A 23,975-nucleotide genomic window follows, 5' to 3' on the forward strand; every position below is an offset into this window, starting at 1 on the left:
GCGGGCCCGGGTCGCCCGCCATGCTTTCCTCCGGTCCACTCGCGGGCCGGCTCGGCCCATGCCCCGACCCGGCCCCGCCCCACCCCCATCGAAGGACATCATGAGCACCGAGTCATTCCATGGCATCTTCCATGGCATCGCCGATGCGCCGTCGGCGCCGACGGCGGATGAGGCGGCCCTGCTGGCCCGTACCGCGATCATCGTCGTCAACTACGACTCGGCCGATCTGCTGGCGCGCAACCTGGCCGCTGTGGGCGACGCGGCCCCGGAGGCGCGGGTCGTCGTGGTGGACAACTACTCGACCGCCGGAGCCCGAGGGCGGATCACCGAGCTGGCCGCCCGCCACGACTGGACCACGGTGCTGCCGGAGTCCAACACGGGATTCGGCGGAGGCATGAATCTGGGGGCGGCCCGGGCGGTGGCCGACGGCGCCGAGCTCCTGGTCCTGCTCAACCCCGACGCCGTCATCGAGCGCGCGAGCCTGCTCGCCCTGGTGGCGCGCGCGGCCGCCAGCCCCATGGCCCTGGTGGGGCCGGTGATCGCGGACTCCTCGGGGACGACCGTCTCCGATGGCCATGTGGTCTGCCTGGCGGACGGCTCCATGCGCTCGCGCCGCTCGCGCCGCCCGATCCCGCCGGGAGGCACGCGGCCCTGGCTGTCGGGGGCCTGCCTGGCGCTGTCCACCGCGCTCTTCGAGGCAGCCGGCGGATTCGATGCGCGCTACTTCCTGTACTGGGAGGATGTGGACTTCTCAGCCCGGGTCATGGCGGCGGGCGGTCGCCTCATCCTGGCCCGCGACGCCCTGGCGGTCCATGACGAGGGCGCCACCCACGCCCAGGCCGATCAGAGCCAGCGCGCCATGTCCCCGACCTACTACTACTACAACATCCGCAATCGCCTGCTCTTCGCGGGCCTCCACCTGGATGCGGCGGCCCAGCGCCGGTGGGTGGCCACGGCGATCCCCACGGCCACGGAGGTCATCCTGCGCGGGGGCAAGCGCCAACTGCTGAGCTCCTGGCGCCCGCTGGTCACCGCCGCGGCCGCCACTCGGGACGGCCTGGCCCTGCGGCGCGCGGCGCGCCGCGGCACCCTGCCCGCGGCGGATCAGCCCCTGCCCCGCTGAGAGCCCCATCCGCGCACTCCTGCGCACCACGGGGAGCGCCCCGAGCGCCCCGCGCGTCCCCGCAACGTCCCCGACCTCCCCGCGGTCCACCCGGGCCGCGCCAGTCCGCCCCAGTCCGCCCGGGCCCCGGGGGCAGCAATGCCAGTGTTTGTCATGAACGCTGGGTTCACCCCCGTCCGCCCGGGAGGCCCGGGCCCTCCCCGAGCACTCCTGGTGGGCAGCTCTCGACCGCACCTCAACCGCGCCTCTACCGCACAGGCCGGGCCGGCCGCTCCCGTGGGAGTGGCCGGCCCGGCCTGGCAGCACCACAGGGTCAGTGCTGCTTGATGGTGATGCCCTCGATGGCCAGGGTGACCGTGTCGGGGCCCGCCGATCCGGACATGTAGGTGTTCAGGCCCACGCGCCCGGCGTCCTTGAGGTTCTCGTCATTGTCGACGATGTCGGTCCCCCACTCCTCGGGCTCGGTGTCCCCGACCCAGAGCTTGGCCTGGACCGCCGTGGACTTCTCACCCGAGACGACCATGCGCAGGTGCAGGGTCTGCCCCGGCTGGTAGGCATCGGTGAGCAGGATCGTGCCCAGCGCGGTCTCCCTGCCCTGGACCACCTTGGAGATGGTCGCCACCGGCGGACCGGCGGCGCCGACCCGGACCGTGGCCTGGTACTGACCGGCGTCATTGCCCCGAGCGACGTAGGAGACGAAGGCTCCGTTGCCGCCGGGAAGAGCGTCCAGGGAGAAGTCGACGACGGCGTCGGTGGAGGTCGACTCCAGCACCTCCGAGCCGATGGAGCTCGAGGACCGGGCGCCGGCCATGGCCACGCGCCCCGCCGAGTCACTGGTGGACAGGGAGTCGGCGTTCCAGATCGGGGTCCACGAGCCACCGGTGTCGGCCTTGCCCCAGCCGCGCGAGGTGGTGCGGTCGAAGCCGTCGGCCAGCAGGACGGATCCTGTCTCGGGGGTCTTGGGGTCCTCCTTGTCGGGCTCGACCTCCTTGCCGCTTCCCAGGGTGTAGTGCGTGGCGACCTGGGAGGGGCCGAGCGGGGCGCCGTAGACGGCGACCTCGTCGATATCGGCCTGGATGTAGTAGTTGGAGGGCGCCCCGTTGACTCCCTGGAGGGAGTCGCCGCCCACGCGCCAGTAGCCGGAGTAGGACTGGCCGGAGGTGAAGGAGGCGTCCGAGGCGGCCACCTTGCCGTCCACGTAGAGCGTGGCACCGGAGGTGGGGCTGAGTGTGGCCACGATGTGGTGCCACTCGCCGTCGTTGACCGCCTTCTCCGTGGTGATCGTGTTGACCTGCCCCGGGTAGAGCATGAAGCTGACGGTGCCGTCATTGCGCATGTAGACGATGCGGTCGCGCTGGGAGGAGCTTCCCGTGCGCGAGGAGCCGAAGCCCATGATGGCGCCTCCGCGGGCGGTCTCGGTGCGCACCCAGGTCTCCATGGTGAAGCTGGAGGGGGCGGGAACGGCCGAGTTCGTGTACCCGTTGCTCAGGGACCGGCCCTGCGAGCTGAGATTGAGGGCCGATCCGGTGTCCAGGAAGGACTCAGCGCCCCAGGAGTAGTTGGAGCCGAAGAGCCGCAGGTTGCTGCCGGCCACGAAGTCGGCGGCGCTGGCTCCACTGGTCTCATCCATGGGCCAGTAGTGGGCGGCGCCGTCGGCCAGGACGCGCCCGCCGTAGGGGCTCAGTCCCTCGCCCTCGGCGGCCGTGACGGTCACCCAGTCCGAGTGGGTGAAGGCCCCCCAGGGATCGGTGACGACGACGCGGTAGCGGTGAGTGGCCCCGGGGGCGACGACGTCGGTGGCCGAGAGCATGGAGCTCTCCCAGAATCCGGCGGTGACCGTCTGGGTGGAGATCGGCTCGGAATTGCGGGTATCTCGGTAGACCGTGTAGGTCAGGGTCTTGTCATCCCGATCCCAGTTGGTGGGGAAGGACAGGGTGACCACGCCGGCGCGCTCAGAGGAGGCGGTGACCTTGTAGGCACCGCCCTTGACCATGGGGCCCTGCTCATTGGGGGCGATGTCGCGGCGGGCGAAGCGCACCAGGCCCTGCTGGGCCTTGCCGTTGACGCTGGGGAACTCCCCGCCGAAGACGACGTACTGGTCATTGCCCTCAACGGTCCAGGCGGCCTGGTCGGTCTTGGTGATCTTGCCGGCCTTGAACTCGGGGTAGAAGTTGAGGTTGGTGGTGGCGTTGGTGCCCTGGAAGTCGGTGTAGCCGCGCTTGGAGTTGGGCTTGACCACACCGGTGGCGCCGTTGACGAAGGCCACTGCGTTGTGGTAGCGGTGCGGGGCCGACTCGGGCAGGCCACCGATGTTGGAGCAGTCGTGGGTGTGGCTGGTGGAGTAGACGACGTCGCCAGCGGAGTGGACGTCGTAGGAGTCCCCGTGGCAGTCCGCCATGAAGTCCAGGTCGCCGGTGGCCCAGTTGGCGCGGAAGGTTCCCTCGAATGCGCCGGACTGGGAGTAGGAGACCCCGTAGAGCCCCTTGTCATCGGCGACCAGGCTCATGACCGAGCCCCAGATGCCCGCGGTGCGCACGAGCTTGTTGATGTTGTTCTTCCGCAGGGAGCCGTCGTTCTCCAGGATGGCCAGGCCGTAGCCGGGGTTCTGCGAGCCCCCCACGGAGGTGAAGGCGCCGCCGATGGCCACGGCGCTGCTGTCGGCGGCCACGGCGATGGTGCGCACGTAGAGGTCGTCGACCTTGGCGGAGAAGTCCGTCAGGCGCTGGGCGCCCAGGTCGACGGCGGCCACTCGCTGACGGTCGGCGCGATTGACCTGGGTGAAGGCGCCGCCGATGTAGAGGGTGGAGCCGTCCGGCGAGAGCTCCACGGCCTTGACCGAGCCGTTGGCGGCGGCCGCCAGGGGCACGCGCTGGCCGGAGGCGGCGCTGACCGCGCCGACCCTCCAGGTGGTCTCTCCGTTCAGGGAGGTGAAGTCTCCGCCGATGTAGAGGGTGGAGCCATCGGGGGAGGCCTCGATGGAGTTGATCCTGCCGTTGGTGGAGGGGGCCCAGTCCGTCATCTCGCCGGTGGTGATGTCGTAGGCCACGGCGTTGGCTCGGGAGGTTTCGTTCTGTCCGGCCGCTGAGCCGGCGGGGCGGGCGCTGGAGAAGTCGCCCACCGCGTAGACCGTGTTGCCGACCACGGCCTGGTCCCAGACCACGCCGTTGATCTGCACGGTGGGCAGGGCGTCGGCGGAGACGGTGGCAGGGAGCCCTCCCCCACCGCCCGGTGAGGCGGGCTCAGCAGCGGCAGGTGTCACGGGAAGGGTCAGTGCGGCCAGGCCCAGTGGCAGGGCCACAGACACGGCCACGAGGCCGCGCAGTATGCGAGCGGTTCTCACGCGCACTCCGTTTCATGATGATCATGGGACTAAGGGAAATACCGGAAAAATGGGAACCGGCAGTGGGCGCTGGCGACCAGGCCCGGACTGGCTCAGAGTACATCGACAACTCAGCCTCTGTCCTATTGTTGAGACTCACAAAAGAGTCACAATCGTGACAGTGCGGGCGGGGCTGTCCACCAGCCCCGCCCGCACTGTCACGATCAACACAATCAGCTGGGAGCGGCCCCCTCGAAGACCGCCGCAGGATAGCCCGCCCCCATGTCGACGACGATGCGCACCTTCCCACGACCTTCAGCAGGGACGGTGAAGGCGCGCTCGATCGCCAGCGACTGCCCTGCGGCAAGGGATGCCGGAATGACATCCGATGACGTGACGATCTCCTGGGCGGGTGTGCCCTCATCGCCGTAAGAAACGGTGATCACCAGGCCGCTCAGTGCCAGATCCGCGCCGGAGGTGTTTGACACCGTGACCGGGACCACGATTCCGGGACCGCCAATCTCACCCGGACCCGCAGCCAGGTCCTGGGATCGGATCTCCCCGATCTGCAGGGCGACGTCGTTGTTGACGGTGACGGCCTCATCGGTGCCCACCGAGTCGAGCTGATCGGCGCCCAGGTCCCCCGACTCGACGGCCTCGGTGTTGACGGCGGAGGCCCGAGGGGTGGTCAGCTGGGTGGGTGCTGTGGTGGCGTCCGGGGTCCCGACTGGGCGGGAGCTCGCGGCACTGGCGGCGGTAGCCGAAGAGCCGCTCGCGGAAGCGGATCCGGAGGCCCGTGTCTCATCACCGCCTCCGGAGCAGGCGGCGAGGGACAGGGCGAGCAGGGCGGGAAGGATGAGGAGGCGTGAGCGTGACACGCCGCCCAGCCTACGGCCTCCAGCGCCCATCGGCACACCCCGACCCAGGCTCCCGGGCCGCCCCCTAGCGCGTAAGCGATGCACGATCACCACCACCACCATCTATTGTTGCCGCCCCAGTCGTCATCGTCGTCATCATCGTCGTCATTGTCACCGCCATTGTTGTTCCCGTTGTTGTCGCCGCCGCCGTTGTCGCCGCCGTTATCGCCACCGCCGTTGTTGCCGCCGTTATCGCCACCGCCGTTGTCGCCGCCGTTGTTGTTACCGTTGTTGTCGCCGCCGTTATCGCCGCCGCCGTTGTTGCCGCCGTTGTCGCCACCGTTGTTGTTGCCGCCGGTGACGGAGAAGCGAACAAGACCCTGCTGAGCCATTCCCTCCACGGCCGGGAACTCCCCGCCATAGACGATGTACTGGTCGTTGCCCTCCACGGTCCAGGTGGCCTGGTTGGTATTGGTGATGGTGCCGATCTGGAAGACAGGGCGGAAGCCCTCCAGAACGGTGGGAGCGGGCTGCCCCGAGTGATCCTTGTACCCCCACACCCGGTTGCGCTGGACCGTGCCGGTGGCCGCATTGGTGAAGGCGACCGCATGGTAGTAGTTCGTGGAGTCGGGGAAGCCGCCGATGTTGCTGCAGTCGTGGGTGTGACCGGCGATGTAGACAATGCTCGCCGTCGGGTGGACGTCATAGGAGTCGCCGTGGCAGTCGGCCAGGAAGTCCAGGTTGCCCGTGCTCCAGTTGGCGCGGAACATCCCCTCGATGGTCCCCTCGGAGCGGCTGTGGGAGTAGGCCACGCCGTAGAGCCCACTGGCGTCGGACTTCAGGCTCATGATGCCGGCGTTCTCGTTGGCATTGCGCACCACGGAGGTGATGTTGTTGTGGCGCAGCGAGCCGTCCGGCTCCAGGATCGCCAGGCCGTAGCCCGGATCGGAGGAGCCGCCCACCGAGGTGAAGGATCCGCCGATGGCCACGGCGCTGCCGTCGGCCGCCACGGTGATGGAACGGACCTGGGAGTTGTCCACCTCGGGGGCGAAGTCGGTCAGCGCCTGGGTGCCCAGGTTGAGCGCCGCGGCCCGGGAACGGCCCGAGTTGTTGATCTGCGTGAAGGAACCGGCCATGTAGAGCGTGGAGCCATCGGGGGAGATCTCCAGGTCCCTGACCGCGGCATTGGCCGAGGCGCCCAGGGCCTGACGGGCACCCGCAGCATTGACCGCCCCCACGCGCCAGGTGTTCTCACCGTTGAGGGTGGAGAACTGCCCGCCCAGGTAGATGGTGGATCCGTCCTTGGAGGCCTCCACCGCATAGATGGCCCCATTGGTGGTGGGCGCCCAGTCCAGAAGGGTGCCGGTGGTGATGTCATAGGCCAGCGCATTGGCCCGGGGAGTCTCGTTCTGACCGGGTGCCGACCCGGCGGGACGCGCATTGTCGAACTTCCCGACGGCGTAGACAACATTTCCCACCACAGCCTGGTCCCACACGACGCCGTCGATCTGGACCGTCGGCAGGGGCGTGGGCGAGGCGGGAACCGGGTCGGCGGCCTGGGCGGGCGCCGTTACTCCGGGCAGCAGGCCGATGAGGGCGAGGGGGAGGGCCGCCGCTGCGGCCAGTGCGGAGCGCGCACGGCGTGCAAAACTCACGAGAACTCCGATCTTGAGCAAGGGGAACGGGCGAATCGGCGAGAGGGGAATCACGGCTCCAGGGAGCACGGCACCCGCCGGGCCCTCAGAGTAACCCACAGATAACACTTGGGTAACAGAATCCTGGGACGAACCTTCGAGATTGCCGTGAGCATGGTCACTCGGGGTGCTCGCCCGCGCTGATCCTCGCCGACACGCGCCGGTCCCGCCCGCCCTCGTCACCGCTGCGCCTCGGCCGGCTGGCGCTGAGCCCCCTCGGGAGCATCGCCCTGCGGGTCGACGGCTGGCTGCTGGCCCTCAGGGGCCCCCTCCGGGGGCTGCGCGCCGTCCGCGCCCCGAGCGGCCCCGGCCCCCTTGCCAGCATCGTCCTCGGCGTCGTCGTCCTGCTGATCGGCATCGTCGTCCTCGGGCGCCTCACCCGCCGTCAGGGTGATCGTCTCGGAGCGCGTCCACGCCCCCCACTGATCCCAGACCACCACCACGTAGGTGTGAGTGGACCCCGGCTCCACCGTGTCGCGGGCCACGACCTCTCCGGTCTCCCAGTAGGCGCGCCTCTGCTTGGAGTTCCACACGGCGGTCTTGGCCTGGTAGTCCTCCAGGGTCTTGCCCTCGGTGTCGTCACGATAGAGGGCGTAGGTCAGGGTGGCGTCATCACGGTCGCGCCTGTAGGGGATGCGCAGCTCCACCTCGCCCGAGTCGGTCACCGAGGCCTTGATGCCCGGCTCGCCGGGATCGGTGGGGCCCTCCTGATTGGGCGCCACATGCCTGCGGGCGAAGCGCACCAGTCCCTGCTGGGGCTTGCCATTGACGCTGGTGAACTCCCCTCCGTAGACCAGGTAGTCCCTACTGGCCTCCACCGTCCACGTCGCCTGGGTCATCCCGGTGTGAGTCCCGGGAGCGAACTCGGGGAAGAACTGCTGCACGGAGGCCGCGGGCTGACCGGTGTGGCTGGCGTAGTGAGGTTCGGGGCTGGGCTGGACCGTCCCCCTGGCCGTGGCCGAGAAGGCGGGGGCGTGCCAGTGCTGGCGGGGCTCGTTGGTCTCGGGGAACCCTCCGATCATCGAGCAGTCATGGGCATGGCTGGCCACATAGACGATGTCACCGGCGGGCTGGACGTCATAGGAGTCGCCATGGCAGTCGGCCATGAGGTCGATCTGGCCCCCCTGCCAGTCGGCGCGCAGCATGCCCTCGAAGTTCCCCTCCCCGGAGTAGAACACGGCGTAGAAGCCGCGATCGTCCCCCGACAGGTTCATCGCGCCGCTGAACTGCCCGCCCGAGGAGACGACGTCGGCCAGGCCCAGTTCGCGCAGCGTGCCATCCACCCCCATGAGCGCCAGGCCGGGAGTGGCCTGGCCATCGACCGAGGTGAAGGAGCCCCCCAGGGTCACGGCCGAGTTGTCCGGGGCCACGGCGATGGAGCGCACGGAGAAGTCGGCGATCTTCGGGGCGAAGTCGGTCACCGAGCCGGATGCCAGATCGACGGCGGCCGCCCTCGCGCGGTCCTTGCCGTTGAGCTCGGTGAAGGCCCCGCCCAGGTAGAGCGTGGAGCCGTCAGGGGACACATCCATGGCCTCGACGACGCTGTTGGCCCCCAGCCCCAGCTCCTTGCGCTCACCGCTGGAGGCGTCAACGGCACCCACCCGCGCTGTGGCCTCGCCGCCCACCTGGGTGAACTCCCCGGCCAGATAGATGGTGGAGCCGTCCGGCGAGGCCTCGACCTCGAGGATCTGCGCATCGACCTGGGGACTCCAGTCCAGCATCTCCCCGGTGGTGATGTCATAGGCCAGCGCATTGGTCCGCGGCGTCTCGCTCTCACCCGGCGCAGCCCCGGCCGGACGGGCGGAGGTGAACTGGCCCACGGCGTAGACCGTGGTGCCCACAACCTCCTGATCCCAGACGACGCCGTCGATCTGGACCGTGGGCAGGGCGTCGGCGGCGACGGTTTGAAGGGGACGATCGGAGTCCTCCTTCTTCGCCTCCTCCCCCTGGGCGGGGCTGCCGGTCACCAGCGCCCCCAGGGGAAGGGCCAGGGCCAGGAGCAGGGCCGCGCCTCGGCCCCCGCCCGCTCGGGCCGCGCTGCCCACTCGTATTGTTCGAGACCGGCTCGCCTCGGGTATCGGGCGCCGCTCACGCTCGCCCCGATTGGCCGCCCGGAGTATCGGGATAGTCCTCAACACAGCTTCCTCCATGGTGGATCGGCTCATCGCCGGGCCCGAGCCATGACGCACCACGGGAGCGAGATCACGGCAGAGTCGCTAGAGTCGCTAGAGTCTCGCTAGAGTCGCTGCGGAGCCATGGAGAGTCACAGCACGAGCCCGGCACTGACGGTCTGCGCATCATCCTGGCCCCCATGCCTCACATAGGTCTATGGTCCGTATTACCCATGGCACGTTGTGGGATATCTCCCTAGCGCCGTGATCCACGGCGCTCTACAGCGATCCACAGCGATCCACGCCGCCCGCCCCCGCCACGCAGCCCGGCTCCCGGCGCGACCCTCCCCAGCCGATAGGCTGAGGGCCCTCCCAAGGAAAGGCCCACCGTGACTCCCTCCGACCGCCTGCGCATCGCGATGATCGGCACCCGCGGCGTCCCCGCGCGCTACGGGGGCTTCGAGACGGCGATCGAGGAGGTCGGACAGCGCCTGGCCGCGCGCGGCCATCAGGTCCTGGTCTACTGCCGCAACCCCGAGCCGGGCACCCCTCTGCCCCGCACCTACCTGGGCATGCGCCTGGTGGAGCTGCCGGCGGTCAAGAACAGGAGCCTGGAGACCCTGAGCCACACGGCCCTGTCCGTGGCCCACCTCCTGCGCCGGGTGCCCCCGGATGCCGCCTTCGTCTTCAATGCCGCCAACGCCCCCTTCCTGCCGGCGCTGCGAGCCGCGCGCATCCCCGTGGCCACCCATGTTGACGGCCTGGAGTGGCGGCGCGGCAAGTGGGGCCCCACGGGCCAGCGCTACTACCGGGCCGCCGAGGCCGCCGCGGTGCGCTTCTCCGACGCGCTCATCGCCGATGCCCAGGGCATCGCCGACTACTACGCCGAGGAGTTCACCGCCCCCACCGAGCTCATCGCCTACGGCGCCCCCCGGGTTCGGGCCGACGCCGCCCGCCTGGCCGAGCTGGGCCTGGAGTCCAAGGCCTTCCACCTGGTGGTGGCGCGCTTCGAGGTGGAGAACCACGTCGACGTCATCGTCGAGGGCTATGCGGGCTCCGGGGCGCGGATGCCGCTGGTCGTCGTCGGCTCAGCCCCCTACGCCGATGAGTACACCGCCCGGATCACCTCCCTGGCCGACTCCCGGGTGCGCCTCCTGGGGGGCGTGTGGGACCAGGACCTGCTGGACGCGCTGTACTGCGGGGCGCTGACCTACCTGCACGGCCACTCGGTGGGCGGCACCAATCCCTCCCTGCTGCGGGCCATCGGCGCGGCCACGGCGGTGGATGCCTTCGACGTCTCCTTCAACCGCGAGGTGCTGGGCCCGGCCGGCCGCTACTGGTCGACCCCCCAGGAGGTGGCCGGCCTCATCGAGTCCGCCGAGGCCGGCGCCCCCGCCCAGGTGGAGCGGGGCCGCCAGAGCCTGGAGCGCGCCGCCCTCTACGACTGGGATGACGTGGCCGCCCGCTACGAGGAGCTGGCCCGGCACCTGGCCACGACGGGCCCCGTGCGCCATCGCCCCTCGGGGCGCCGCACCGGGAAGGTGCCGCGATGAGCCGGATCCTGGTGGCCCACCCCTCCCCCGATCTCTACGGCTCGGACTGGCAACTGGTCGAGACCATCCATGGCCTCATCGAGGCGGGGCACCGGGTCAACGCGGCCCTGCCCCTGGACGGCCCCCTGGTCCCCGTGCTGCGCGAGGCCGGGGCGCATGTGGCCGTGCTGCCCTTCACCGTGCTGCGCAAGGCCCTCATGAGCCCGCGGGGCCTGGCCGGCCTGAGCCTGCGCTCCGGGCCGGAGATCGCCCGGCTGCGCGCCCTCATCCGCGCCTCGGGCGCCGATCTGGTCCTGAGCAACACGGTGACCATCCCCTGGTGGCCGGTGGCGGCCCGTGCCGCAGGCGTGCCGGTCCTGGCCCATGTCCACGAGGCCGAGGACACCCAGCACCGCATCATCCGCACCGGGCTCAACGCCCCGCTCCTGGCCGCCGACCGCATCGTGGCCAACTCGGGGGCGGCGCGCCGCGCCCTGCTGGGCGTCCAGCCCTCTCTGGCGGGGCGCACCATCGTCGTGCACAACGGCGTGGCCGGCCCTCCCCGGCCGCCCGCCCCGCTGCGCGCTCGCGGGCCCGAGGACCCCTTCCGCATCGCCATGGTCGGGCGCCTGTCCCCCCGCAAGGGCGTGGATGTGGCGCTGGAGGCCGTGGCCCTGCTGCGCCACCAGGGCGTGGACGCCTCGCTGACGGTCTGCGGCTCGATCTTCCCCGGATACGAGTGGTATGAGGCAGAGCTGCGCGAGCGCGCCGGGGCGGCGGACCTGGCCGGCCATGTGGCCCTGGCCGGCTATGTGCGCCCCACGTGGCCGGTGCTGGAGGAGGCCGACGCCGTCGTCGTGCCCTCCCGGGCAGAGCCCTTCGGCAATACGGCCGTCGAGGCCATGCACGCCGCCCGCCCACTGGTCGCCTCCCGGGTCCAGGGGCTGGCGGAGGTCGTGGCCGATGAGGCCACCGGCCTGCTCGTGGAGCCGGAGAGCCCGGCCGCCCTGGCCGGCGCCCTGGGTCGCCTGGCACGCGATCCGCAGGCAGCCGCCGATCTGGCTGAGCGCGGCGCTATCGAGGCCGCCGAGCGCTTCTCCACCGCCGGCTACCGGGCCACCATGGCCGGGATCGTCGCCGATCTGCTGCGGCGCTGAGCGCCACGGCGCCGGCTCAGCGCTCGGCGGGGCGCAGCGGGTCGTCCACCAGTGCCAGGCTGAGATCCACCGGTCCCTCCAGGGGCTGGTCGGGCCGCTCGAAGGGCACGACGCCGTCGCACAGGAAGACGGCCATCTCGACAAAGCTCGAGTGGGCCGCGCCGACGAGGTGCTGGGCCGAGGCCAGGAGGTAGAGATCGGTCAGCGCCGAGCGCACCCCAGCGGTGGTGTTGTAGCCGCCCTTGTCCTCCAGGGCCACGCAGCCGCTGAACTCCTGCATGAGGCGGGCCTGGGCCCCGACGGTGTCGCAGGACAGGAAGAAGGGGACATCCGGGTGCTCGGCACGGATCTGGCGCATGCGCTGGGCGAACCACTCCACCGGGGAGGTCTCGATGGTCCGCGCATGGGACACGGCATGCGTGCGCACCTGCACGCCCACATAGGGCCGGGAGCGCAGGTGCTCATCGAAGATCGCCCCCACCCGCTCGGCGATGGCATCCACGGGGCGCAGGTCGCGCAGGGCCTCGGTCCAGTGGCGCGGCCCCCCGGCGCCCTCCTGCCAGGCCGGATCGCTCCATGTCACCGGGAGACCGCGGGAGCGGATCTGCCATAGTCGCGATGCCCGCAGCCGCTCGTCGATGACCGTGCCGCGCGGGTCGCGCAGGGGGAAGAGCGGGGACATCGCGCGCGAGACCTGCCAGGGCACCGAGCGACCGGCGTCGAAATGCCACAGGTCATCCATATGCGGACCGAAATGCGCGTCGGTGCTCCACACGTAGAGCAGCTCGCGGTCCTCGGCCTCGGCCAGGGCCTGGGCGGACAGCAGCGCGCGCACCCGGTTTCCCAGGCCGTCGCGCCGACCGGTGTAGATGAGCAGGGCCTTTCGGCCGCCACGAGGTGAGGTCATGGGCATGGGTGGGCTCCTTGGGGAGTTGGAGTGTGGAGCGGGGCCTGCCGGGGGGGGGGGGGGGCAGGGGTCAGGAGGAGGCGCGCAGCTCGAGGTACCACTTGGGCAGCGCCGCTGCCAGATAGGCCGCGTAGCCCAGCAGCATGATCCCGTAGACCCACAGGAAGACCACCGGCTCGAAGCGGATCATGAGCACGAAGCACATGAGCCCGTAGTCGGTGGGCACTGAGAGCACGGACTTGAGCAGCCCGGGCCTGGCCTCATCCCGGGCCAGGGGGGTGCCGCCGTGGTGGCGCAGCTGATAGGTGAGGATGTAGCTGAAGAAGTGGACGCTCTGGACCGCCCCGAAGGCCAGGGGCACGAGCAGGGCGGCATCGGGGACCTCGGTGAAGCGGAACAGGGCGATGGCGATGGCCGTGTGGATGGTGGCCAGCTTGATGGAGTCGGCGACGTGATCGAGCCACTCCCCCGCCCGGGACCCGCCATGGCGCAGCCGGGCGAGCTGGCCGTCAGCGGCGTCGAGGGCATAGCCGAGCATGAGCAGCAGGGCGGTGGAGACCGCGGCGAGGACGCTGGGCCTCCACAGGGCGATCAGGGCGATGCCCGTGTAGGTGCAGGCGGCCGACAGCGCGGTGACCTGATCCGGGGTCATCCCCCATCGGTGGGCGACGGCGGCCAAGACCCTTCCTGCGGGGCGGTTGATGATCCGCGAGTACAGGGGCGCGCCCGCATTGGACTTCTGCGCGCGCGACAGCGCCCGGATGTTCTCGGCGACACTGGCCGTCATAAGCGATCCTCTCGGTTGCGGCCTCATGGCCGGCTGGGGTCGGGCCGGCGGGGCACGGAGTCAGTATCGCCCCGCCCGGCATCCTGAGCCGCATCGGCGGCCCGGTCCGGGCGGACCGCGGCCCCATCGCCGCCTTCAGCGGCTGAGCCGGCTGAATCGACCGGGTCGGCAGGATCGGCAGGATCGGTGGGGTCAGCCGGCTTCGCGGGCCCTTCGCCGTCCTGCTGCTCGTCGTCGGCCGCCTCCCTGCGGCGCCTGGCCACATCGCGGTGCACCCACCAGCCGAAGGGCAGCAGCTGGCACAGCACCACGGAGATCACTGATCCCAGGATCGGGCCGGCGGCGCCGAAGGGGCCGATGAGGCTCCAGGAGATCACGAAATTGGCAGGCACCAGCACGAGCACCGGGATGACCTGGAATCTCAGACCACGCGGGTCGGTCATGTACATCCCCAGGGGCTGCTTGGCGGCCTCGACGGCCACGTAGGTCGCGAAGGAGAGCACGAGGATGGCCGGCAGCCGGATCTCGCCGTCGGAGAGCAGGCGGGCCGCCCAGGGCGTCAGGGCTGCCAGGCACAGGCCCGCCAGCAGCCCCCCGCCCCCGAAGAAGGCGGCCGGGGCGAAGGGGCTCTCGATCTGCCCGCGGGCTCGGGCGCGGGCGAACATCGGCCACATGGCGACCCCGGCGACCATCACCGTCTGAGTCAGGAGGTTGAAGAGGGTCGAGGCCAGGTTGTACTGGGCCAGGGCCTCGGAGCGGCCCAGGTGGGACAGCAGCAGGCGGTCGGTCTGGAAGGCGATGGGGATGGCCAGGGACATGAGGAGCTGGGGGCCCGCGGTGGACCGGATGGGCACGCCGCGCACCGAGCGCAGGCGGGGGACATCGCGCACCGCCTGGCGGAGCATGGGGCTGGTGATCCGCCAGGCCACGACCACGCAGACGATGGAGACCAGGGTGTTGGCCGCGTAGGACAGGACAGACACGGCGTTGCCCGCCTCCAGGCGAGCAACGATGACGGCCAGCAGCATGCAGCTCATGGCCGGGGAGACCAGTCCCTGGCTGATGACCTGAGTGGCCGAGCGGCCCAGCCCGATGACGATGCGCTGGCCCACTGACAGCGGCAGCGCCATGGCGTAGATGATGAGGCAGATCGTGGCGGTGGCCCCGCCGCCCTCCATGAGCTTGGCGCCCAGCAGGGCGGGCCACAGCCCCATCAGGCCGATCACCACGGCCACGGTGGAGATGATGAGCGCCGAGGCCAGCAGGGCGCGAATGGCGGTGGTGACGGTGCGGCGCACCGCGGAGTCACGGGAGGGGTCGGCTGAGCCCGCCACCGTGTTGAGGATGACCGCCCCGATGCCCAGGTCCGTGAAGGGCATGAGCGTGGGGAAGGAGGCCAGCAGACCGTACTGGGCGTAGGCGTCGGCGCCGAAGTGGCCGATGATCAAACGCGTGTTGATCAGCCCGAACAGGCCGGTGAGCACCATGACCACCATCTTGGCCCCGGCGGCCCGGCCCACGGAGGACCAGGCCCCGGCTCGCTTGGAACCACCGCCAGGGCTTGTCATCTGCTCCTCGTTTCCTGCGCCGGACGGCCCGCGGCCGCCCACCCTCGACACCCGGGTCGCTGGCCATCACATGTTGTTGAAAGTGTGAAAGAACAGGTCTTCAACACCGGTCCTGTCAGGGGAAATCCGCTCATGGGCGCTCGCAGGAACCCGGGCCCCCGACGAGCGCGCCTCAACCGAACGTCTTGTGCATAACAGAATCATTGTTTACTACCAACCCCGCTTTACGCTATTGTGACTTTCAATCCGTGGAGGGCACGCCCTCACGCCTCGGGGACCTTGTGGCGGTATCATGCGGATCAGGGGCAACCCTGAATGTCTCCTGAACACCTACTCCTAGACACGTGAGCACCACCATATCGTAGTGGACCTGTAACATACGCGTCGAGTCCCGTCGGCAAAATCAACCACCCCCCACCCTGCGACCTTGGCCACTTCCTACAATTCACCCCCGCAACCCTTAGTAGCATTCTCAATCCGTAGGCCGCCAATGGCGCGCCTGCGTCCTCCCAACCCACCCACGATCCCAAGCGGAGACCGCCTTGACTACTTCGACACTGACGCTGCCCCGCGCTGAGCAGCAGCAGCGAGCCGCATCGGCACCTGGGGCGACTCTGACCACTGTGCCACGCAGTCCCTGGGCGCGCATGCGCACGGACCTGGTCATCTGGCTGGTGCTCTCCGACCTGAGCGCGGTGGCCCTGCCGGCCTGGCTCGCCACCTTCATCGTCGGACCCTGGCAGGCCTGGCCGGTTGCCGCGATCGGGCTTCTGGCCACGCTGATCTCGTGGTTCCTGGGCTCTTTGGGCATGGACCCCGTCGAGCAGGGCGCGCTGAGCACCGGGCGCCTCGTGTCCGCCGCCGTGATCGCCACGCCGGCGGCCCTCCTGCTGGGTGGAGCGCTCCCCGGGCCGTCCATCACCGGCACCGGCATGGTGGCCGCGCTCGCCCTGCAGACGACCCTGGCCCTCATCGGCCGGATGGTGGAGTCCGGATGGCTGCGCCGCCGCCGGATGGAGGGCCACGGCCTGCGCCGCACCCTGGTGGTCATGGGCTCCGGCGCTCAGCCCATGCTCACTCAGCTGCGCCGCCACCCCGTGGACGGCTTCCTCATCGTGGGATACCTCTCCTCCGGCGAGGACCGCAGCGTGCGCACCGCCGCTGCCGTGCGCGACCCCGAGCACATCGCCACCACGGTGCGCAGCGAGCGGATCGACTCGGTCATGACAGTCGGCTCGGTGCTGCCCGACGACCTGGTGACGATCATGCGGGGCCTGGAGGGCACCTCCGTGCGCCTCATCGTGGCCCCGGGTCTGCAGGACGTGGTGCCCAGCCGTATGCGCGGCCTGTCGGTCACCCACGGCTGGACCGGGCTCATCGCCGTCCAGACGCGGCGCACCCGCGCCCTGGGCAAGGCGATCTTCGACCGCATCGTCGGATTCCTCATCCTGACCGCGGCCTCCCCCGTCCTGGCGCTCACCGCCCTGGCCGTGCGCCTGGACTCCCCCGGCCCCGCCTTCTACACCCAGACCCGAGTGGGGCTCGAGGGCGAGCACTTCACCATGTGGAAGTTCCGCTCCATGCACATCGACTCCGATGCCCGCCGTCGTGAAGTGGTCACGTCCGGTGGCGACGCCGGCAACGAGGTCATGTTCAAGGACCGCCGCGACCCGCGCATCACCCGCGTGGGCAGGATCATTCGCCGCCTGTCCATTGACGAGCTGCCCCAGCTGTTCAACGTGGTCCTGGGCGACATGTCCCTCGTGGGCCCGCGTCCCGCCCTGCCCCACGAGGTGGAGCAGTACGACGACGAGGCCCTGCGCCGCCTGCTGGTCAAGCCCGGCATGACCGGCCTGTGGCAGGTCTCGGGGCGCTCGGACCTGTCCTGGGCCTCGACGGTGGCCCTGGACCGCCACTACGTGGAGAACCGCGGCGGCGCCCTGGACGCCCAGATCTTCCTGAGCACCCTGCGAGCCGTCATCGGCGGGAAGGGCGCCTACTGATGATCGTGGGATACGTTCCCGGCGGCTTCGACATGCTCCATGTCGGCCACCTCAACATCCTCACCGTCGCCGCCCAGCGCTGCGACCACCTCATCGCCGGGGTGGCCACGGATGAGTCCCTGGAGCGGATGAAGGGCCGCAGCCCCATCGTCCCCCTGGTCGAGCGGATGGCCATGGTGACCGCCATGCGGATGGTCGACACCGTCGTGCCTGACTTCGATCAGGACAAGCGCCTGGCCTGGCACCGCAATCCCTTCGATGTCCTGTTCAAGGGCAGCGACTGGGAGGGCACCGACAAGGGTCGCCGCCTCGAGGCTGAGATGGCAGAGGTAGGCGCCCGCGTCATCTACCTGCCCTACACCCCGACCACCTCGTCCACCATGCTGCGACGAACCCTGACCCAGCAGGTCGCAGCCCGTCACCCCCAAGAGGTCATGTGACCACGCCCAGCAGCTCCGAGCCGCAGCCCTCGAGCCGCGGCGCCCGGCCCACCCCGGGCGCCGCGGCCCCGGCTGCTGCTAGCAGCGCATCCCCCAGCGCCTCCCCCAGTGCGTCTCACGCGGAGCGGAGCGCTCCGGGCGCCGCCAGCCGCTCCAAGGACTCCAGGGACTCCAGGGACTCCAGGGACTCCAAGCCCGCCCGCAAGGGCAGTGCGCGCGCGGCAAGGAAGGCCAGGAAGGCCGAGAAGGCTGAGAGAGCGGCCAGGAAGGCCGCCCGCAGGGCCGCGGCCGGCGGGGCATCCGCCCAGGCCGCATCGGCCTCCTCGGGGCGCGGTGGCCTCTCGCGCCTGCGCCGAGCCCTGCCCGGCCGGAGCCGGAGCGGCTCACTGCGCGGCACCCGCGGCCCGGAGCGGCGCGCCGCAGTGCGCCGTCGCCTGTCCACCGCCGCGGCCGCGCTGACCGTCATGGCCCTGGCCACGGCCGCCTGGCTCCACGACGGCGTCGCCCAGGCGGATCTGCACCTGCATGACGGCGGCGTGTGGGTGACCTCGACCTCCGATCACCTCGTGGCCCGCCTCAACTACCCCTCCCGGGAGGTCGACGGCGCCATCCGCACCGCCTCGGCGACCTTCGACGTCACCCAGGACGCCGAGAACGTCCTGGTCCCCGACTCCGCCGACGCCACCGTCTCCACCGTCGACCCCTCTCAGGTGGCCTTCACCGAGCGCACCCAGCTCACCCAGGGCCTGAGCGTCCAGCAGGGCGCTGACCGGGTCCTGGCCGCCGACGCCTCCGAGGGCACGATCCGCGCCACCACCGTCGCCACCGTCTCCGCCCTGTCGGCCTCCACCCCCCTGGTGACCGGCATGCCCGACGTCGTGGCCGTGGCCGGCAAGGACGGCGCCATTCACGCCGTGTCGGCCACCACCGGATCGCGCCTGTCACTGCCGGTCAAGGACGCGGGCTGGGACTCCGCCGTCACCGCCGACCTGCCCCTGACCGCGGGCACGGATGTGGCCATCACCGCCGTGGGCGAGCGCCCCGTGGTGCTCGAGCGCGGTACCGGCATCCTCCACCTGTCCAACGGGCAGAAGGTCAACCTGTCCGAGCCGGGCCTGACCCTCCAGCAGCCCGGCCCCGCGGCCGACTCCGTTCTCGTGGCCTCGCGCACCGCCCTGATCAGCGTCTCCCTGGAGGATGGCTCCGTCAGCCGGATCCCGGCCGCCTCGGGCACCGTCCCCGAGGGCGTGGCCGCCCAGCCGGTGCGGCTGGGGCGCTGCATCTACGGCGCCTGGTCCGGCTCGGGGCAGTTCGTGCGGGAGTGCACCGGCCTGGGCGGGGGCAATGAGACCCTCCACAACGAGTCCCTGGCCTCCTCCTCCACCCCCATCTTCCGCGTCAACCGCGATGCCATCGTCCTCAACGACGTGGAGACCGGCAAGGTGTGGCTGCCCGATGAGGAGCTCATCCTCATCGACGACTGGACCGATGTCACCGCCCAGACCGATGACAGCTCCGATGTGGAGGACGACTCGGCCAACATCTCCGAGGAGCAGACCCCGCCGGAGCGCACGGAGGAGAATCACGCCCCCGAGGCCAATGACGACGCCTTCGGCGTGCGCCCCGGGCGCGCCACGCTCCTGCCGGTCCTGGCCAATGACTCCGATCCCGACGGCGATGTCCTGACGGCCTCGGCCACGGAGGCGGGATCGGTCGCCTCGGTGACCAGCGCCCAGGGAGGCCTGGCCCTGCACCTGGATGTGCCCGCCGACGCCACGGGGACCATCACGGTGCCCTATACGGCCAGTGACGGGCGCGGCATGAGCGACTCGGCCACCGCCACGGTCGAGGTCCACGGCTGGGATGTCAACGCCGCCCCCGAGCAGACCACCACCCCCACCCTGTCCCTGACCGAGGGCGCTGTCGGCTCGGTCAGCGTGCTGGGCCACTGGCTGGACCCGGACGGCGACAACGTCTACCTGGTCTCCGCCCAGGGCGAGGGCCTGGACGTCAAGTCCTCCCACGAGGGCACCGTCACCGTCCGGGAGATGGGCGCCGGCACCGGGACCCGGGAGATGACCGTCGTCGTCTCCGACGGCCAGGAGACCGCCACGGGAACCGTGAAGGTCGATGTGCAGTCCGCCGACACCGCCAAGCCGATCCCCAATGCCGACCACATCCGCGTGGTGGCCGGCTCGCGCGTGGTGGTCTCGCCCCTGGACAATGACGTCTCGCCCACGGGGGCGCCGCTGCACCTGGCCGGCGTCCAGGAGGCCCCGGCCGGCACCACCGTCGAGGTCGACCAGCAGGCCGGCGTCTTCACCTTCTCGGCCGAGGCCGCCCAGACCCTCTACCTCACCTATGACGTCCTGGACGGGGCCAACACCGCCCAGGGGCTCGTGCGCATCGACGTCGTCGAGCGCACCGACCCCTCGGTGCCACCCGAGGTGGAGGATGACACCGCCCTGCTGCGCGACGGCGGCGCGACCACCATCGCCCCGCTGTCCAATGACTTCGACCCCTCCGGGGGGATCCTGGTGCTGCAGTCCGTCTCGGCTCCACCGGAGTCGGGCGTGACGGTCACCGTGGTGGACCACTCCCTGCTGCAGATCTCCACCTCCGGGACGGTCCCGCCGAGCACCAGCGTGGAGTACACCGTCACCAACGGCACCGCCACCACCACGGGGCGGGTCTCGATCGTGCCGGTGACCTCCTCGCAGTCCCAGCCCCCCGTGGTCGGCGATGACACGGCCGTCGTGCGCGCCGGCGACGTCGTGACCGTCCCGGTGCTGGACAACGACTCCTCCCCCGCCGGGCTGACGCTCTCGGTGGCCAATGAACTGGGCCTGGCGGGCCCCGAGCTGGGCACCGCCTGGGTCAGTGATGACACCGTGCGCTTCCGCGCCGGTGAGGAGGCGGGACGCACCACCCTGTCCTACACCGCCACCGACTCCCACGGCCAGACCGCCTCGGGCGCCGTGACCATCGAGGTTCGCCCCCGCGACGACGCCAATAACGCCGCCCCCTCCCCCCAGGGCCTGGAGGCGCGCACCGTGGCCGGCTCGGAGGCCACCATCGGCGTCCCCCTGGACGGCATCGACCCCGACGGCGACTCGGTGAGCCTGGTGGGCATGGAGCAGGCCCCCGAGATGGGCACGGTGGAGGTCTCCTCGACCTGGCTGACCTACACGCCCCTGGAGGGGGCCACCGGGACGGACACCTTCACCTATGTGGTCGAGGACCGCTTCGGCTCCCAGTCCACCGCCACGGTGCGCGTGGGCGTGGCCTCGGCGCCGTCCACGAATGCCGCCCCGGTGGCCACCGACGACCTCGTCGTGGCCAGGCCGGGCAGGACCGTGGCCGTCGACGTGCTGTCCAATGATCTGGACGCCGACGGCGACACGCTCAGCCTGGAGGGCAGCCCCACCAGCTCCGATCCCGCCCTGACGGTCTCGACCCGGGCCGGGCGCGTCGTGCTCACCCTGCCCGGCCAGGAGGGCGTCTACGCCGTGACCTACACGGTGGCCGATGGGCGCGGAGGCACCGACACCGGCACGCTGACGGTCCAGGTGGCCCAGGACGCCCCCCTTGTCAACCCGGTGGGCGTGGACGACTACGTGACGGTGGATCAGGTCGATGCCAATGGCAGGGTCACCATCCCGGTGCTGGACAACGACCAGGACGCCGACGGCTCCCCCTGGGACCTGGAGGTGAGCGTGACCGACGCCGACGTCCAGGTCGAGGGCGACTCCCTGTCCATGACCGTGGGCGAGGAGCGGCGCGTGGTGCTCTACACCATCACCGACGCCGATGGGCTGACCGGCAACGCCGTGGTCGTGGTCCCCGCCCGCAGCGAGCTGCGGCCGCGCGTCAACGCCGCCACGGTGCCCATCAAGGTCCCCTCCGACACCTCCACGGATATCCCGCTGTCAGCGCATATCGTCTCGCGGGCCGGGACCTCGCCGGTCATCACCGATGCCGACACGATCCGCACCGGGGCCGGCACTCAGGGCGCCGCCCTATCCGGGGACGGGACCTCCCTGCGCTACACCCCGTCCCAGGGCTTCATCGGGCAGTCCTCGGTGACCTTCACGGTGGCCGACGGCACCGGCTCCGATGCCCTGAGCTCGACGGTCACCCTGCCCATCGAGGTGGTCTCCACGACGAACACCCCACCGGTCTTCACCCCCACGGAGGTAGTGGCCGCCCCCGGGGAGGAGGCCACCACCGTGAGCCTGGCGGCCATGACCACCGACCCAGATCAGGGCGACACCCTGACCTACTCGGCGGGCAGCGCGCCCGCGGGCTTCGAGGTCTCCCTGTCCGGCTCGACCCTGTCGGTCAGCGCCGCTGAGGGCACCGCCGAGGGCGCCACCGGCACGGTGGACATCACGGTCAACGACGGCACCTCGGATCCGGTGACCGCCGCCCTGCCGCTGCGGGCCGGCCCCTCCAACCGCCCGCTGATGACCGCGGCCCCCACGACGATCGACTCCGACGGCTCCCCGGTGAGCGTGGATGTCGCCACCCTGGTGACCAACCCCTTCCCGGACAAGCCCATCACCCTCAGCGGCGAGCCCCGGGTCACCGGGGGCGAGGGCAGCGTCACCGTCTCGGGGACCACCCTGACGATCTCCCCGGCCTCCGGCTTCAACGGCCGCATGACCGTCTCCTACACCGCACTGGACGCCACCGGCTCGGCCTCGCGGGCCGTCACCGGCACGGTGACCGTCACCGTCAAGGGCGTGCCCGGGGCTCCCACCGGGGTGCGCGCCCAGGCCGCGGGCGCCAGCGCCATGACGGTCAGCTGGGCGGCCGGCCCGGACAACGGCTCGCCGATCACCAGGTACACGGTCTCCGAGGTCGGCGGCGCCGGGCGCTGGGTGTGCTCCGGCTCGCCCTGCCGCGCCGATGGCCTGACCCCCGGCAAGAGCTACTCCTTCCAGGTGGTGGCCACCAATGCGGTGGGTGACTCCCCGCCCTCGGCCGCCTCCTCCCCGGAGGTCTTCAACGTCAAGGCCGACACCCCCGGCGCCCCCACCCTGACGGCGGGCCAGGGCCAGATCACCGCGTCCTGGAGCCCGGTGGCCTCCATCGAGGGGGTGTCCATGACCTACGAGGTGCGCCTGTCCGATGGCAGCACCCACACCACCTCGGGCACCTCCCTGACAGTGCGCTCGGTGAGCAACGGCACCACCTACACGGCGTCGGTGCGGGCCATCCCCTCGGCCGGGCAGCCCTCCGACTTCTCCAACCGCTCCAACCCGGCCACGCCCATCGGGCCGCCCAGCGCTCCCGGCCAGCCGCAGGCCACCTCCAGCGGCGACCAGGTCCGGGTCTCCTGGACCCCTGCGCCGGGCAACGGCTCGACTGTGCGCTACACGGTGCAGGTCTCCGGCGCGGCCTCGCGATCAGTGGATGCGGGGACCTCCACCTCGGTAAGCGTCTCCCTGCCCCCGGGCTCCTACTCCTTCACGGTCACCGCGACCAACGACGCCGGCCAGGCCACCTCGCCGTCCACCAGCTTCACTCATAAGACGGTCCCGCTGGCGCCCTCGAACCCCACCGCGCGCGCCACCGGCGAGTCCGGCGTCATCGAGGTATCCGCCTCCCCGCGCAGCGGCAACGGCTACTCCGAGGGCGAGCTGAGCATCCAGTACTCCGTGGACGGGGCGAACTGGACCTCCTCGACCACCATCACCGGGCTGACCGACGGCCGGTCCTACACGGTTCGCGCCAAGGCCGTCTCCCAGGACGGCCGGGAGTCCGAGGCCGTCTCCGGCGCCTCGGCGACGCCCTACACCGAGACCCCTCCGCCCTCCAGGCCCTCGAAGCCATCGATCAACTGCTCGGTCGACGGCCTGCAGGTGACCTGCTCCTGGGCGCCGGGCGGGCAGGACAGCGAGGGCACCACCTACCAGCAGCGGTGGCGCGCCGAGGATGACGACGACTGGACCTACGACTCCATCCGCCAGGGCCAGAGCATCAGCTTCGAGGGCGACGATGACGACACGGCCACGGCCTGCGTGCGCGCCCGTCACCGCGAGGCCGGCGACTCGGAGTGGGCCTGCCAGGACATCGAGGTCGACGACGGCATCCATCAGGCCCAGGGGAGGGTTGCGGTCGGCACATCCGTGAGCTTCCCCCTGTCCACGGATGCCGCCGAGGCCGTCTGCACCGAGCGCGATCTGCGTGAGACCGGCTTCTCCCCGGACTCCTGCTGGAGGATCGTGATCGACATCTCCGGGATGAACCCGAGCAGCACGGTCAGCTGCTCCTACACCTATCTCAATCGCAGGTTCGGCCAGCAGTCCACGCACCTTCAGCAGGTGAGCCTGGACTCCAATGGCCAGGCGCATGCCGTCTTCCCGCACCGCAGCCCCTCGCCCAACAATCAGGTGACCTGCACTCAGCGGTAGGCTCGCCCAGTGGGTGTGACCGCATTGTTGCCGCAGGCGCCGCATCTCACGCCTTCGT

13 protein-coding genes are annotated in these 23,975 nt (G+C 70.9%); 6 read left to right on the plus strand and 7 right to left on the minus strand.

Annotated features, from left to right (window positions below):
- The first annotated feature begins 100 nt into the window (after positions 1–100).
- Positions 101–1,123 (plus strand): glycosyltransferase family 2 protein, encoded by a 1,023-nt coding sequence (locus EL266_RS01295; protein ID WP_051281063.1) that lies wholly within the window; start codon positions 101–103, stop codon positions 1,121–1,123.
- A gap of 313 nt (positions 1,124–1,436) precedes the next feature.
- On the opposite strand, the gene EL266_RS01300 is transcribed toward EL266_RS01295, so the two are convergent.
- The 4 genes from EL266_RS01300 to EL266_RS01315 form a co-directional block, all read right to left on the minus strand.
- Complete coding sequence (locus tag EL266_RS01300; RefSeq protein ID WP_232012069.1) at positions 1,437–4,433, minus strand: LamG domain-containing protein; 2,997 nt, start codon at positions 4,431–4,433, stop codon at positions 1,437–1,439.
- 242 nt (positions 4,434–4,675) lie between these two features.
- A complete protein-coding gene (locus EL266_RS01305) occupies positions 4,676–5,320 on the minus strand; it encodes a hypothetical protein (RefSeq protein WP_034514792.1) in 645 nt (214 codons plus the stop codon).
- An 86-nt stretch (positions 5,321–5,406) separates the two neighbouring features.
- Positions 5,407–6,954, minus strand: coding sequence for a WD40 repeat domain-containing protein (locus EL266_RS01310; RefSeq protein ID WP_084500635.1), 1,548 nt, complete (start codon positions 6,952–6,954; stop codon positions 5,407–5,409).
- Between the two features lie 218 nt (positions 6,955–7,172).
- Positions 7,173–9,038: a TolB-like translocation protein gene (locus EL266_RS01315; RefSeq protein WP_051281062.1), complete on the minus strand. Its 1,866-nt coding sequence runs from the start codon at positions 9,036–9,038 to the stop codon at positions 7,173–7,175.
- A gap of 485 nt (positions 9,039–9,523) precedes the next feature.
- Between EL266_RS01315 and EL266_RS01320 the strand changes: the two genes are divergently transcribed.
- Together EL266_RS01320 and EL266_RS01325 are read left to right on the plus strand one after the other, a co-directional pair.
- Positions 9,524–10,657 (plus strand): DUF1972 domain-containing protein, encoded by a 1,134-nt coding sequence (locus tag EL266_RS01320; protein WP_051281070.1) that lies wholly within the window; start codon positions 9,524–9,526, stop codon positions 10,655–10,657.
- Positions 10,654–11,793 carry a glycosyltransferase family 4 protein gene (locus tag EL266_RS01325; protein WP_026426714.1) on the plus strand — a complete coding sequence of 380 codons (1,140 nt, stop codon included), beginning with the start codon at positions 10,654–10,656 and terminating at the stop codon, positions 11,791–11,793. Before EL266_RS01320 ends, EL266_RS01325 begins: the two co-directional genes overlap by 4 nt.
- Positions 11,794–11,809: 16 nt before the next feature.
- On the opposite strand, the gene EL266_RS01330 is transcribed toward EL266_RS01325, so the two are convergent.
- The 3 genes from EL266_RS01330 to EL266_RS01340 all read right to left on the minus strand — a co-directional run bounded on the left by EL266_RS01330 (position 11,810) and on the right by EL266_RS01340 (position 15,055).
- A complete protein-coding gene (locus EL266_RS01330; protein WP_026426713.1) occupies positions 11,810–12,706 on the minus strand; it encodes an O-fucosyltransferase family protein in 897 nt (298 codons plus the stop codon).
- A gap of 64 nt (positions 12,707–12,770) precedes the next feature.
- The gene (locus EL266_RS01335; protein WP_026426712.1) at positions 12,771–13,487 is read right to left on the minus strand and encodes a CDP-alcohol phosphatidyltransferase family protein; all 717 of its coding nucleotides are present in this window, start codon (positions 13,485–13,487) and stop codon (positions 12,771–12,773) included.
- A 23-nt stretch (positions 13,488–13,510) separates the two neighbouring features.
- Positions 13,511–15,055, minus strand: a complete 1,545-nt coding sequence (locus EL266_RS01340; protein ID WP_232012070.1) for an oligosaccharide flippase family protein — start codon at positions 15,053–15,055, stop codon at positions 13,511–13,513.
- Between the two features lie 542 nt (positions 15,056–15,597).
- On the opposite strand from EL266_RS01340, the gene EL266_RS01345 reads away from it, so the two are divergent.
- The 3 genes from EL266_RS01345 to EL266_RS01355 are packed head-to-tail and all read left to right on the plus strand — an operon-like array spanning position 15,598 to position 23,917.
- The gene (locus EL266_RS01345; protein ID WP_026426711.1) at positions 15,598–17,058 is read left to right on the plus strand and encodes a sugar transferase; all 1,461 of its coding nucleotides are present in this window, start codon (positions 15,598–15,600) and stop codon (positions 17,056–17,058) included.
- Entirely contained in the window at positions 17,058–17,498 is a 441-nt protein-coding gene (locus EL266_RS01350; protein ID WP_026426710.1) for an adenylyltransferase/cytidyltransferase family protein, read from the plus strand. Before EL266_RS01345 ends, EL266_RS01350 begins: the two co-directional genes overlap by 1 nt.
- A complete protein-coding gene (locus EL266_RS01355) occupies positions 17,495–23,917 on the plus strand; it encodes an Ig-like domain-containing protein (RefSeq protein ID WP_408608480.1) in 6,423 nt (2,140 codons plus the stop codon). The genes EL266_RS01350 and EL266_RS01355 overlap by 4 nt, the downstream gene beginning before the upstream one ends.
- The last annotated feature ends 58 nt before the right edge of the window (positions 23,918–23,975 follow it).

The organism is Actinomyces slackii (assembly GCF_900637295.1).
Taxonomy (GTDB): domain Bacteria; phylum Actinomycetota; class Actinomycetes; order Actinomycetales; family Actinomycetaceae; genus Actinomyces; species Actinomyces slackii.